Source organism: Thiobacillus sp. (assembly GCF_018780105.1).
Lineage (GTDB): Bacteria > Pseudomonadota > Gammaproteobacteria > Burkholderiales > Thiobacillaceae > Thiobacillus.
Genome location: NZ_JADMKC010000022.1, coordinates 84536 through 97918 on the forward strand (window position 1 = coordinate 84536; position 13383 = coordinate 97918).

The 13383-nt window shown below is 64.6% G+C and carries 15 protein-coding genes; all 15 read left to right on the forward strand.

Going from position 1 to position 13383, the window contains the following annotated elements:
* Positions 1-7: 7 nt before the first annotated feature.
* The 15 genes from IV098_RS12375 (at position 8) to IV098_RS12445 (ending at position 13378) form a co-directional block, all read left to right on the forward strand.
* A complete protein-coding gene (locus IV098_RS12375) occupies positions 8-1108 on the forward strand; it encodes a GTP-binding protein (protein WP_296889511.1) in 1101 nt (366 codons plus the stop codon).
* Positions 1105-1341 (forward strand): membrane protein insertion efficiency factor YidD, encoded by a 237-nt coding sequence (gene yidD, locus IV098_RS12380; protein ID WP_296889512.1) that lies wholly within the window; start codon positions 1105-1107, stop codon positions 1339-1341. The genes IV098_RS12375 and yidD overlap by 4 nt, the downstream gene beginning before the upstream one ends.
* A 10-nt stretch (positions 1342-1351) precedes the next feature.
* The gene (locus IV098_RS12385; protein WP_296889513.1) at positions 1352-1648 is read left to right on the forward strand and encodes a hypothetical protein; all 297 of its coding nucleotides are present in this window, start codon (positions 1352-1354) and stop codon (positions 1646-1648) included.
* A gap of 74 nt (positions 1649-1722) precedes the next feature.
* Positions 1723-3087 (forward strand): TonB-dependent receptor, encoded by a 1365-nt coding sequence (locus IV098_RS12390; protein WP_296889514.1) that lies wholly within the window; start codon positions 1723-1725, stop codon positions 3085-3087.
* Between the two features lie 10 nt (positions 3088-3097).
* Positions 3098-3991, forward strand: a complete 894-nt coding sequence (locus IV098_RS12395; protein WP_296889515.1) for a zinc ABC transporter substrate-binding protein — start codon at positions 3098-3100, stop codon at positions 3989-3991.
* Positions 3988-4764: a metal ABC transporter permease gene (locus tag IV098_RS12400; RefSeq protein WP_296889517.1), complete on the forward strand. Its 777-nt coding sequence runs from the start codon at positions 3988-3990 to the stop codon at positions 4762-4764. The genes IV098_RS12395 and IV098_RS12400 overlap by 4 nt, the downstream gene beginning before the upstream one ends.
* 43 nt (positions 4765-4807) lie before the next feature.
* A complete protein-coding gene (locus IV098_RS12405) occupies positions 4808-5215 on the forward strand; it encodes a hypothetical protein (protein ID WP_296889519.1) in 408 nt (135 codons plus the stop codon).
* Complete coding sequence (locus IV098_RS12410) at positions 5199-5861, forward strand: CDP-alcohol phosphatidyltransferase family protein (RefSeq protein WP_296889521.1); 663 nt, start codon at positions 5199-5201, stop codon at positions 5859-5861. The genes IV098_RS12405 and IV098_RS12410 overlap by 17 nt, the downstream gene beginning before the upstream one ends.
* On the forward strand, positions 5854-6786 hold the full coding sequence (locus IV098_RS12415) for a phosphatidate cytidylyltransferase (RefSeq protein WP_296889522.1): 933 nt from the start codon (positions 5854-5856) through the stop codon (positions 6784-6786). The genes IV098_RS12410 and IV098_RS12415 overlap by 8 nt, the downstream gene beginning before the upstream one ends.
* Positions 6786-7430 carry a lysophospholipid acyltransferase family protein gene (locus IV098_RS12420; RefSeq protein ID WP_296889524.1) on the forward strand — a complete coding sequence of 215 codons (645 nt, stop codon included), beginning with the start codon at positions 6786-6788 and terminating at the stop codon, positions 7428-7430. The genes IV098_RS12415 and IV098_RS12420 overlap by 1 nt, the downstream gene beginning before the upstream one ends.
* A 130-nt stretch (positions 7431-7560) precedes the next feature.
* Complete coding sequence (locus tag IV098_RS12425) at positions 7561-9519, forward strand: LTA synthase family protein (RefSeq protein WP_296889525.1); 1959 nt, start codon at positions 7561-7563, stop codon at positions 9517-9519.
* A gap of 107 nt (positions 9520-9626) precedes the next feature.
* Positions 9627-10745 carry an STAS domain-containing protein gene (locus IV098_RS12430; protein WP_296889526.1) on the forward strand — a complete coding sequence of 373 codons (1119 nt, stop codon included), beginning with the start codon at positions 9627-9629 and terminating at the stop codon, positions 10743-10745.
* A 67-nt stretch (positions 10746-10812) separates the two neighbouring features.
* A complete protein-coding gene (gene hslV / locus IV098_RS12435) occupies positions 10813-11379 on the forward strand; it encodes an ATP-dependent protease subunit HslV (RefSeq protein ID WP_296889528.1) in 567 nt (188 codons plus the stop codon).
* Positions 11380-11448: 69 nt separating this feature from the next.
* On the forward strand, positions 11449-12780 hold the full coding sequence (gene hslU / locus IV098_RS12440) for an ATP-dependent protease ATPase subunit HslU (RefSeq protein WP_296889569.1): 1332 nt from the start codon (positions 11449-11451) through the stop codon (positions 12778-12780).
* A gap of 64 nt (positions 12781-12844) precedes the next feature.
* Complete coding sequence (locus tag IV098_RS12445) at positions 12845-13378, forward strand: TIGR00645 family protein (protein WP_296889530.1); 534 nt, start codon at positions 12845-12847, stop codon at positions 13376-13378.
* Positions 13379-13383 lie beyond the last annotated feature (5 nt).

A 13383-nucleotide genomic window follows, 5' to 3' on the forward strand; every position in this document is an offset into this window, starting at 1 on the left:
GCTTGCCATGACCGACCACCCCCTCCCCATCACCCTGCTCACCGGATTTCTCGGCAGCGGCAAAACCACGGTGCTCAACCACATCGTGCGCACGCTGCCGCGCACGGCGATCCTGATGAACGAGTTCGGCGCCGTCGCGCTCGACCATCAACTGCTGCAAAAAATGGAGGGACCGATGGCGCTGCTGTCGGGCGGCTGCGTCTGCTGCACGATATCCGGCAGCCTGTCGCCGACGCTGAAAAACCTGTGGATGGCGCGGCAGAAGGGCGACATCCCGCCGTTCGAGCGCGTCATCATCGAAACCACCGGCATCGCCGACCCGGCCCCGGTGCTCGACAACCTGCTGCACGACAACTGGGTGCGCGCGCGCTTCCGTCTCGACGGCGTGGTGACCACGGTCGATGCCGTTTTCGGCATGGGCCAGCTCGACGCACACTTCGAGGCGGTCAAGCAGGTGGCGGTGGCCGACCGGCTGCTGCTGACCAAGACCGATCTCGCGTCACCTGAAATGCTGGCCGCGCTGCGCGCGCGACTGGCCGCGCTGAACCCGGCGGCCGATCTCATCACCGTACTTAACGGCGAAGTCGACCCGGCAGCAATCCAGAACCTGGGGCTGTGGAACGCCGAGACAAAAGCGCTGGAACTGACGCGCTGGCTCAAACCGCAGCGCTACCAGCCCGCCCGCGCCGCCGCACTGGGCGGCAAGCCGACGCTGCAGGACGCGCCAGCCGAATTGCACGACACGCGCATCCAGTCCTTCTCGGTGGTGCTCGACGCGCCGCTGGATCGCTACGGCCTGCAGTCGGCGCTGTCCATGCTGACCTCGTTTCGCGCCGAAAACCTGCTGCGCTTCAAGGCGCTGGTCAATTTGCAGGGCGAAACGCAGCCGGTGGTGCTGCATGGCGTGCAGCATGTGCTGTATCCCGAGGTGAAGCTCGACGCCTGGCCGGACGACGACGCCGGGTCCAATCAAACCCGGGCAAGCCGCTTCGTCTTCATCGTGCGCGACCTCGACCCCGAATTCGTCGCCAAACTGTTGTCCGACTTCACCGGCGCAGCGCTGGGCCATGACGCTGCGGCACGCGGCCAAGGCGGAGGCGCCGCATGAATCTGGCGCAAAAAATGCTCGTCGGCACGATCCGCGTCTACCAGCTGGCGCTGTCGCCCTGGCTCGGTCGCCAGTGCCGCTACCTGCCCACCTGCTCGGAATACGGCAAGGAAGCCATCGAAAAACATGGCGCGTGGAAGGGCAGCTGGCTCGCTGCCAAGCGCATCGGCCGCTGCCGCCCGGGCTGCGATCATGGCTACGATCCGGTGCCGCCGGTCGAGCCGAAACCGTAAAATTCCGGCCATGCTGCCACGCCGCCTGCTTCCCTGGCTGTTTGCGCTGACCCTGCTGTTCGGTCAGGCGGCGGCGTTCGCGCATGCGCTGACGCACCTGCATGCCAGCGATGCCGGCTTGCCCGAGCAGAGCTGCGAACTCTGCGTCGCGCAGGCGCAGCTGGGGGCGGCGATGCCGTCCACGCCGCCCGCGTTGTGGATTCCGCCCGCAACGCATTTTCTCGCCGTCGCTGTCGCACCCTGCTGCGTCGACCTCGCGCCCCGTCCCGCCTGCGCCCGCGCGCCACCCGGTTCCGTACACGCCTGAGAAACATCTAGCCATCCCATTCGGCCTGCGCAGGTTTTGCGCAGGCGTGTGTCATTCGTTTACGGAGTTGAACCATGTTACGTCCCACCCTCCTGGTGGCCGCGCTTGCGGCTGCCTTTCCGGCTGTTGCCGATGCCGATCTCGATGCCTTGCGCGCCGAACTGAAAGAAATGAAATCCAGCTACGAGGCGCGTATCCAGTCGCTGGAAAAACGTCTGCAGCAAGCCGAGGCGCAGCCGGCCGCTACGCCCGCGCCTGCGGACACGGCCCCTGCCACCGTTGCGCCCGCGCCGCAACCGGAAACCGCCAGCAACCATTTCAACCCGGACATCTCGCTGATCCTGCAAGGCCAGTATGCCAACCTTGACGACATCGAGCACCGCCACATCACCGGCTTTTTCCCGGCCGGGCATGACCACGTCGCGGAGCGTGGCTTCTCGCTCGAACACACCGAACTGGTGATGAGTGCCAGCATCGATCCGTATTTCAGCGGCTACATGAACCTGGCCCTGCTCGACGCGGAAGTTTCAATCGAGGAGGCCTGGTTCCAGACCACCGGCCTTGGCAACGGCCTGACGCTGCGCGGCGGCCGCTTCCTGTCCGGGCTCGGCTACCAGAACACGCAGCATCCGCACGCCTGGGACTTCGCCGACAACAACCTGATGTACCGCGCGCTGTTCGGCGAAGCCTACGGCAACGACGGCCTGCAGCTGAAATGGGTGGCGCCGACCGAACTGTTCATGGAGTTCGGCGCCGAAGCCGGACGCGGTGCCAACTTCCCCGGCACCGACCGCAACAAGAACGGCGCCGGCAGCACGGTGCTGTTCGGCCACCTTGGCGGCGACGTTGGCGTATCGCACAGCTGGCGCGCAGGCGTGTCCTACCTGCAAACCCGCGCCAGCGATCGCGACAGCGAGATCGACGATCTCAACGACGTGGCAGCCGAAACCCTGTTCTCCGGCAGCAGCAAGGCCTGGATCGCGGACTTCGTGTGGAAATGGGCGCCCGAGGGCAACGCGACCGAGCAGAACTTCAAGTTCGCGACCGAGTATTTCAGCCGCAAGGAAGACGGCGATCTGCTGTGCGTGGACAACACGGCCGACGGCGGCGCGTGCACGGACGCGACGGACCGCTACAAAGCGACCCAGTCGGGCTTCTATGCGCAAGGCGTCTACCAGTTCATGCCGCGCTGGCGCACCGGCTATCGTTACGACCGTCTCGATTCCGGCTCGGTCGATTTCGGCCTCAACAACGCCTTCCTGCCGGTAACGGACTACGCGCCGACGCGCCATTCGCTGATGCTCGATTACTCGCCGTCGGAGTTCTCGCGCTTCCGTCTGCAATATTCGCAGGACAAATCGATGGAAAGCGTGAGCGAGAACCAGTGGTTCGTGCAATACATCCACAGTCTGGGCAGCCACGGCGCCCACAGCTTCTAGGGAGAACGCGATGAAACAGTTTTTTGCTGCCGTGTTGTTGTGGCTGCCCTTGAGCGTCCACGCCGCGCTCAACGTGTTTGCCTGCGAACCCGAATGGGGCGCGCTGGCGCGTGAAATTGGCGGCGACGACGTCAAGGTCTACAACGCCACCACTGCGATGCAGGACCCCCACCGCATCGAGGCGCGCCCCAGCCTGATCGCGCAGACCCGGCGCGCCGGGCTGCTGGTCTGTACCGGTGCCGATCTGGAAGTGGGCTGGCTGCCCCTGCTGCTGCGCGAATCCGGCAACGCCGCGGTGCAGCCCGGGCGCCCCGGTTATTTCGAAGCCGCGCGCCATGTGCCGATGCTGGACAAACCCGCGCGGGTCGACCGCTCGCAGGGCGATGTGCATGCAGCGGGCAATCCGCATATCCAGACCGACCCGCGCAATCTCGCGCGTGTCGGCGCAGCGCTGGCGCAACGTCTGAGTGAGGTCGACCCCGCCCACGCCGCCGCCTACCAGGCGCGCTGGAAGGATTTTTCCAGTCGCTGGGAGACCGCGATCACACGCTGGCAGCAGCAGGCCGCACCGCTCAAGGGCATGCCGGTGGCGGTGCAGCACAAATCCTTCAGCTATCTCATCAACTGGCTGGGCCTGCGCGAAGTCGCCACCCTCGAACCCAAACCCGGGGTCGAACCTTCGCTGGGCTACCTGGCCGAAGTCGCGGCGCGTCTCAAAACCAGTCCTGCCAAGATGGTGCTGCGCGCCGCTTACCAGAGTCCGCGCGCATCGGAATGGCTGGCAGAACGCGCGGACATCCCCGCCGTTGCGCTGCCGTTTACCGTAGGCGGCGCGCCGGGTACCGACGACCTGTTCGGCCTGTTCGACGTGACGCTGGCCGAGCTGCTGAAAGGCGCGAAATGAACGCCAACCTGGCCGCGCTCGAGCCTTCGCTGCTGCTGCCGCCGCTGATCGCCGGCTGGCTGGTGCTGGCCACCCACGTGCCGCTGGGGCGACGGGTGCTGGCGCGCGGCATCATTTTTCTCGATCTCGCCATCGCGCAGATCGCGGTGCTGGGGGTGATCGCAGCGCACGCGTTCGCGCTGGCCGACGACGGCTGGCCGACCCAGCTTGCCGCCGCCGCGGCGGCGCTGGCGGGCGCGGCGCTGCTGGCCGGGTGCGAGCGCCGCTGGCCGGACATTCAGGAAGCGCTGATCGGCTCGACCTTCGTGGTGGCGGCCAGCCTCGGCGTGCTACTGTTGGCGGGCGACCCGCACGGCGGCGAGCATTTGTCGGAGCTGCTGACCGGCCAGATCCTCTGGGTAGGAACTTCCCAGATCGTGCAGATTGCGCTGCTGTATGCGGTGCTGCTCGGCCTCTGGTGGCTGCGCGGCAGCCGGCTCGGTGCGCTTGGCTTCTATCTGATCTTCGCGCTGGCGATCACTGCTTCGGTGCAGCTGGTCGGCGTCTATCTGGTGTTCGCCAGCCTGATCCTGCCCGCGCTGGCGGTGCGTGCCTGGCCGGCGCGCAGCGGCGTAATCGTCGGCTGGCTACTCGGCGCGCTGGCCTACGCCGGCGGACTGATCGCCTCGGCGCTGTTCGACCTGCCCGCAGGCCCGGCCATCGTCATCGCGCTGGCTGCCGTCGCCCTGTTCGGCGGCCCGGTTTTACGATCCATTCACCGGTGCAAAAACTGAGCACATAGCCAAACGGGCGGACGAATCTGCGACACTTCCGGCCGTGCAAAAACTTCCGCAGCCCCGCCTGGCTTTCAAACTGCTCTCTGCCCTGGCCGCCTTCGTGCTGTGGGGCGGCTGGGCCTATTACATCAATGGCGGCAACACCAATCCGGCCGGCCTGACAGCCGCCGGGGTGCAGGGCAGCGCGAGTTTCATCATCACCTTGCTGATGGTGCGGGCGATCACCTGGCTGCATGGGCGCGTGCCATCCGGCACGCAGCAAGTATGGCTGCCGAGCGTCATCACCCTGAGCAGCACCGGATCCCTCCTGATCGCAGCCCACTGGCTGGCCGGCACGCCGCAGATTCTGCCGACCATCGCGCCCGCGCTGCTGGTCGGCGGGCTGTTTTGCCTGTTCACCAGCCACACACTTCTTCAATCGGAAACCCAACATGGACAAGCTGGATAACCGCCGCCCGCTCGCAGTACGCGAACGCGGCCTGGCCAAAAAAACCGCGCACTGGCTGAGCCAGCAAGCCATCACGCCGAATCAGATTTCGATCGCCAGCGTGTTCTTCGCAGCCGCGGCTGCGGCCTGCCTGCTGTGGAGCCCCCATGCCGCAGCCGGCACGGGCTGGGTCATGCCGCTGCTCGCGGCGGCTTTCATCCAGCTGCGCCTGCTGTGCAATCTGTTCGACGGCATGGTGGCGGTCGAGGGCGGCAAGAAAACCCGATCGGGCGAACTGTTCAACGATATCCCCGACCGCATCGCCGACCCGCTGATCCTGGTGGCGGCCGGCTACGCCAGCACGGCCATCGGCTGGGGCGATGCGCTGGGCTGGTGCGCCGGCCTGCTCGCCGTGCTGACCGCCTACGTCCGCACGCTGAGCGCCAGCGCCGGTGCGCCGGTCGATTTTCGCGGGCCGATGGCGAAGCAGCATCGCATGGCGCTGATGACCGGCGCCTGCATCATCGCCGCCATCGAGGCGGCCTTCGGCCAAACCGCCTATGCCCTGCCGCTGGCCCTGGCGCTGGTCATTCTCGGCGCCCTCGTCACGGTTTACCGTCGCACCATGGCGGCCTACCGCTATCTGGAAAGCACCCCGCATGTTTGATCTCCCCGCACATTCCGCTTACGCCATGGCGGCGGTACTCGGCCTGCTGGTCATCGCCAGCTTCATCCGTCTTGTCTTGCGCAAGCGCAACCCGGACAAGGACTACACCGAACTGCGCCAGCGCATCCAGTCATGGTGGTGGATGGTGGGCGTGCTGTTCGTGGTGCTGGCGGCGAACAAGAACCTCGCCATCGCATTTTTCGGATTCCTCAGCTTCCTCGCGCTCAAGGAGTTCCTGTCCATCCTCAGCGTGCGCCAGGCCGACCGGCGCGCCGTGTTCTGGGCATATGTCGCCATTCCACTCCAGTATTACTGGGTAAGCATCGGCTGGTACGGCATGTTCATCGTTTTCGTCCCGGTATTCGTGTTCCTGTTTTTGCCCATGCGCATGGTGCTGATCGGCGAAACCAAAGGCTTCATCCGCTCGGCCGGCACCTTGCACTGGGCCGTGATGCTGACCGTGTTCAGCATCAGCCATATCGCCTATCTGCTCACCCTGCCGGTCAAGAATCTGGATGCGGGCGCGCTCGGGCTGGTGCTGTTCATCCTGTTCATGACGCAATTCAATGATGTCTGCCAGTACGTATGGGGAAAAATGCTGGGCAGGCACAAGATCATTCCCAAAGTCAGCCCCAACAAGACCTGGGAAGGTTTCATCGGCGGGGTCGGCACGATTACGCTGTGCGCCGGATTCGCCGCGCCGCTGCTGACCCCCCTGACATTCAACCAGGGGCTTGGCGCCGGGCTGCTGATCGGCATCGGCGGCTTCATTGGCGACGTGGTGATTTCATCGGTCAAACGCGATTTGCAGATCAAGGACACCGGCACCCTGATCCCCGGCCATGGCGGCATCCTCGACCGCATCGACAGCCTGCTCTACACCGCACCGCTGTTTTTTCATTACCTGTATTACGTCGCCTACTGATGCAGCGCCTCGCGAAAGTGGTGTTTTTCGGCCTGCTGGTCAAACCGCTGGTGCTGATCGTGCTCGGCCTGAACGTCCGCGGACGCGAGCGCCTGCCCCGCCGCGGCCCCGCCGTCATCGCCGCCAATCACAACAGCCACCTCGATGTGCTGGTGCTGATGAGCCTGTTTCCGTTGCGCCAGCTGCACCGGGTGCGCCCGGTGGCGGCAGCGGACTACTTCCTGCGCAACCCGCTCATCAGCTGGTTTTCGCGCACCTGCATCAGCATCATCCCGATCGACCGCAGCGGCCACGCCGAGCAGGACGCGCTGTTCAGCGACTGCCAGCAGGCGCTCGACCAGAACGCGATCCTGATCATTTTTCCCGAGGGCAGCCGCGGCGATCCGGAGAAGATCGGCAAAATCCGCAAAGGCATTTTCTATCTGCTGAAAGAGCGGCTCGACACCCCCATCGTTCCGGTTGTCATGCACGGTCTCGGGCGCGCCCTGCCGCGAGGCGAGGCGCTGCTGGTGCCGTTCAATTGCGATGTCGTCGTCGGCGAACCGCTGCCGCGACCGGAAAGCGCCGCCCAGCTGACCCGGCAGCTGGGCGAGGCATTCACCGCCCAGCTGGAACAGTGCGTAACCCGCCAGGAGGTGGACTGATCCCCGGCTTCGCCCCCCAGCCGGCCTGACCGGCAGGATTACGATACGGTAACAAAGCCGTCCGGCGAGCCGCCGGGTGACACAATGGGACGCTTCCCGAATCCGGTCAGGCTGATCCAGCCATCGCCCCATGACGCCTCTCCGCGTACGTCTCGCCACCCTGCCGTTTCTGCCCTACGTCCTGTTGTTTCTCGGCGTCGCCAGCCTGACCCGCCTGGCGCTCGCGCTCCACACCGGCGTGGACAAGGTGCCGCTGATGCTGTGGCCCGGCGTACTGCTGCAGGGGATCAGCTTCGATCTGGCCACGCTCGCCTGGCTGCTCGCCCCCATGCTGATGTGGGCAGCGCTGTGGCCGGCGCGCTGGCGCAATACGCGCTGGCAGGGCGGGCTGCGGCTGGTGCTGTTCTTCCTGATGGCGCTGATGCTGCTGTTCGGCGCGCTGTCGGAATGGACCTTCTGGGAGGAATTCGCCACCCGCTTCAACTTCATCGCGGTCGACTATCTGGTCTACACCCACGAAGTGATCGGCAACATCGTCGAGTCCTACCCGGTTGTGCCCCTGCTGGGCGGCGTGGCGGCGCTCGCGGCCGGGCTGACCTGGCTGTTGCGTGCACGCCTGCGCGCAGCCGCCGCGCCGTCGACCCGCCCTGGCTGGCGGCTGCTGTATGCCGTGCTGGCGCTGGCGCTGCCGTGGAGCGCCAGTCAGCTGCGCGATATCGACCAGATGCAGTTTTCCGCCAACGCCTACGCCAATGAACTCGCCGGCAATGGCCTGATGACCTTCTTTGCCGCTTACCAGCGCAACGAGCTCGATTACGACCGCTTCTACGCCACCCTGCCGCCTGAGCAGGCCGCGCGCATCCTCGGCGAACTCGGCGTCGAACGCGAGCCGCTGTCGCACGCCCTGTACCCGGAGGAGAACGCAAGCGAAGCCTTCGACCCGGCGCGCTCGCCGTTCAAGCGACCGCCGCGCAACATCGTGCTGATTACGGTGGAAAGCCTGTCGGCCAAGTTTCTCGGCAGCTTCGGCAACCCCGACGGCCTGACGCCGCGCCTCGACGCGCTGGCCAAAGAAGGCCTGCTGTTCACCCAGCTCTACGCTACCGGAACCCGCACCGTGCGCGGCCTCGAAGCGCTGTCGCTCGGCACCCCGCCGATTCCCGGCCAGGCCATCGTGCGCCGCCCCCACAATGAACATCTGGCCACGGTCGGCGAAATCCTCAAACGCCAGGGCTATGCGACCTTCTTTCTGTATGGCGGATACGGCTATTTTGACAACATGAATGCCTACTTCGCCGGCAACGACTATCGCGTGGTCGATCGCACCGACTTCCCCCCGGCCTCGGTCGGCTTTGCTAACGTGTGGGGCGTGGCCGACGAGTTCCTGTTCGACAACAGCCTGACCCAGCTCGACAAAACCCACGCCGCCGGCAAGCCTTTTCTGGCGCAGATCATGACCACGTCCAACCACCGGCCCTTCACCTACCCGGAGGGCCGCATCGACATTGCGTCGCCGGGCAAGCGCGAAGGCGGCGTGAAATACACCGACTACGCCATCGGCCGCTTCATCGACCAGGCGCGCAGCAAACCCTGGTTCAAGGACACCCTGTTCGTCATCGTCGCCGACCATTGCGCATCGGCTGCGGGCAAGACCTCGCTGCCGCTGGAGGGCTACCGCATTCCGCTGATTCTGTATGCGCCGGCGCTGTTGAAACCAGGACGCAACGACATGCTGGCCAGCCAGATCGACATCCCCCCCACCCTGCTCGATGCGATGGGCTTGCCCGGCGACGACCATTTCTTCGGGGTATCGCTGTTCGAGGAAAAAACGCCCGGCCGCCCGCAAAACCGCCGCGCCTTCATCAGCAACTATCAGGAACTGGGTTATCTGAAAGACGGCAAGCTGGTGGTGCTGGGGCCCAAACAGCGCGTTGACACCTTCCGGATCGATGCCAACGGCGACGCCACTCCCACCGCCACGGTGCCGCGTTTGCGCGATGAAGCGATCGCTTACTATCAGAGCGCCTACCAGGCATTCAGGGATGGCGCGCTGAAACTGGGCGTCCAAGACCCCATTGGCCACCCTTAGATAAGGTCGACTTGCAGGCAAGCTGCCGCAAAACGGCAGTTGCTTGCCGCAAACGGTCGACAGCGCTAGTATCCAAGCCTAACTGTTGATTCAAGCACGTCTATTCCGTGGCTCTCTCGTTCTTCAAGAAAAACAAGGACAAACCGTCCGGCTCGGACAACCAGCCGGCGGCGACGCCTGCGCCCGCGATGGACGACATGTCCACCGAGACCTTGTTGACCATGAATATGTCCAGCAGCGGGATCGTGGTGGAAGAAACCAGCGGCGCACCGCAGTCCCCGGTTGACGAAGCCGCCATCCTGTACGCCAGCGGCCAAGCCGACATGACCGAAAGTCTTCTGAAAGGCGTGCTCGCCACCGGCGATCGCCGTGCCTGGTACATGCTGTTCGACCTGTACGACATCCAGAATCGCGAAAAAGACTTCGAGCAGCTGGCACTGGACTTTGCCGTGCGCTTTGAAACCTCGCCGCCTGTGTGGCAAAAAGCCGGCAACGGTGCCGCCGCCGCGCCCAAGCAGGATCAGGCGACCAGCCTCGAACTGCCCGGCCTGCTCGACAAGACCGCCGCCGCCGCGCTGCGCGAGTGCATCGATAACGCGGCCAAAACCGCGGTCATCCACATCGATTTTTCGCACATCGAAATGGTCGACGAAGCCGGCGCCAGTGAATGCGCCAAAATCCTCAACAGCGCGACCCGCGCCAAGCGCAAGCTGCAGGTCAGCGGCGTCGACCGCTTCATTGCGTTGCTGCAGGATCTGAACCGCGCCACCCACAGCCGCGCCGTACACTGGCTGCTGCTGCTGGAGCTGTACCAGACGCTGGGCCAGGAAGAAAACTTCGAAAACCTGGCGGTGGATTATGCGGTGCGCTTTGAAGTCTCGCCGCCCTCCTGGAGCCAGGTGCAGGCTGCCGTGGTGGTGCAGGCCGAGCCGGCCGCGCCACGCGACGACGCCCTGCAGCTGAGCGGCGAAATCACCCCGGCCAACGACAGCGCGCTGCAGGAAGTCGGTACCTATGCCGCCACGCATGAAGAAGTGCTGGTCGACCTGGCGCAAGTCACCCGCGTCGATTACGGCAGCGTCAGCCAGTTCATCAGCGTGCTGATGCAATGTCTGGGCAGCGGCAAATCCATCACCCTGCGCGGCCACAACGCGCTGATTCACGAACTCTTCCGCGTCATGGGCATCGACCAGCTGGCGCACCTCGTTCCGCTCCACCCCGCCTGAGCGCCGCCGCGCGGATACGGCCCTCGCCGCGCACGCCCGAACTGGCGCCTCCCTTATAATCGCCCGCATGGAACAATATCGCGGCACCACCATACTCTCCGTCCGTCGGGGCGCCGACGTTGCCCTCGGCGGCGACGGTCAGGTCACGCTCGGCAATATCGTCATCAAAGCCACTGCGCGCAAGGTGCGGCGTCTGTATCAGGAAAAGGTGCTGGCGGGTTTCGCTGGCGGCACCGCCGACGCCTTCACCCTGTTCGAGCGCTTCGAAGCCAAACTGGAAAAGCATCAGGGGCACCTGCTGCGCAGCGCGGTCGATCTGGCCAAGGACTGGCGCACCGACCGCATGCTGCGGCGGCTCGAAGCCATGCTGGCGGTGGCCGACCGCGAATACTCGTTGATCATCACTGGCAACGGCGACGTGCTCGAACCCGAACTGGGCATCGCCGCCATCGGCTCGGGCGGCGCTTTCGCCCAGTCCGCCGCGGTGGCGCTGTTGCAGAACACCGATCTGCCCCCGCTTGAAATCGTCAGGAAGAGCCTCACCATCGCTGGGGACATCTGCATCTATTCGAACCAGAATCACGTGATTGAGGTTTTAGGGGACAGGGATCAGGATTCAGGGGTCAGGGGATGAGCGGCCTGTGGCCGCCCTTCTTTTGAAACCGCGAAGCGACACCCCCCCCTGATCCCTGGCCCCTGAATCCTGACCCCTATGACGCCCAAAGAAATCGTCCACGAACTCGACAAGCACATCGTCGGCCAGGCCGCGGCCAAGCGCGCGGTAGCGGTCGCCCTGCGCAACCGCTGGCGGCGCCAGCAGGTGGGCGAGCCCTTGCGGCAGGAAATCACGCCGAAGAACATCCTGATGATCGGCCCTACCGGCGTCGGCAAGACCGAGATTGCGCGGCGGCTGGCGCGGCTCGCCAACGCGCCCTTCATCAAGATCGAGGCGACCAAGTTCACCGAAGTCGGCTACGTCGGACGCGACGTCGACACCATCATCCGCGACCTGATGGAAACCGCGATCAAGGACCTGCGCGCACAGGCGACGCAGAAGGTGAAATTCCGCGCCGAGGAAGCCGCCGAGGAACGCATACTCGACGTACTGCTGCCACCGCCGCGCAACGTCGGGTTCGGCGAACCCGCAGCGCCACGCGAAGAAGGCGCGGCACGCCAGCGCTTCCGCAAGATGCTGCGCGAGGGCGAACTCGACAGCAAGGAAATCGAAATCGAACTGGCGGCGCTCAGCCCCGGCATGGAAATCTTCACCCCGCCGGGGATGGAAGACCTGTCGCAGCAGCTGCAGGGCATGTTCGCCAACCTCGGGCAAAGCCGTCGCCAAACTCGCAAGCTGAACGTGCGCGAAGCCTTCAAACTGCTGACGGAGGAAGAGGCCGCCCGCCTGATCGGCGACGAGGACATCAAGCAGCAGGCGCTGGATGCGGTCGAACAGAACGGCATCGTATTCCTCGACGAGATCGACAAGATCGCCACCCGCAGCGACGCCCATGGCAGCGATGTGTCGCGCCAGGGCGTGCAGCGCGATCTGCTGCCGCTGATCGAGGGCACCACCGTGTCGACCAAGCACGGCATGGTGAAAACCGATCACATCCTGTTCATCGCCAGCGGCGCGTTCCACCTGTCCAAACCGTCCGACCTCATCCCCGAACTGCAGGGCCGGCTGCCGATCCGCGTCGAACTGCAGGCCTTGAGCGTGGAAGATTTCGAACGCATCCTGACCGGCACCGACGCCTGCCTGACGCGGCAGTACGAAGCGCTGCTGGCAACCGAGGGCGTCCAGCTCAAGTTCACTGAAGACGGCATCCGCCGCCTCGCCGAAATTGCTTTCGAGGTCAACGAGCGCACCGAAAACATCGGCGCCCGCCGTCTGCATACCGTGATGGAAAAACTGCTCGAGGATATTTCCTTCGACGCCGGGAACGTCACCGGCGAATATGTGGTCGATGCCGATGCCGTCAGCCTGCGGCTGGCTGCGCTCGCGGCACGCGAGGATCTCGCACGCTACGTCCTGTAACCCTGTCCCGATATCCTGCCCGCCGTTTTCCCCTCACCGTTCTCCGTCTACTGCTCACCCAACCATGAAACCCCCAAGCAACCATCCCATCAGCGCCAGCAACAAAGTCCTTTCCTCCGTCCTGTTCGGCAGCCGCTGGCTGCAGGTACCGCTCTACCTCGGCCTGATCATCGCCCAGCTGGTGTATGTGGTGCATTTCATGGTCGAGCTGGAACATCTGGTGTTCGGCACCTTCACGCTCACCGAAGAAAAAATCATGCTGATCGTGCTGGGTTTGATCGATGTGGTGATGATCTCCAACCTGCTCATCATGGTCATTGTCGGCGGCTACGAAACCTTCGTTTCGCGCCTCAACCTCGAAGGCCACCCCGACGAACCCGAGTGGCTGTCGCACGTCAACGCCAACGTGCTGAAGGTCAAGCTCGCCACCGCCATCATCGGTATCTCGTCGATCCATCTGCTCAAATCCTTCATCAACGCGCCCAATCTGACCAATGACGTGCTGCTGTGGCAAACTGTCATCCATACGGCTTTCATCGCATCTGCAATTTCGATTGCCTACATCGACCGGCTGATGACCTACCCTGGCAAACATTAAACCGC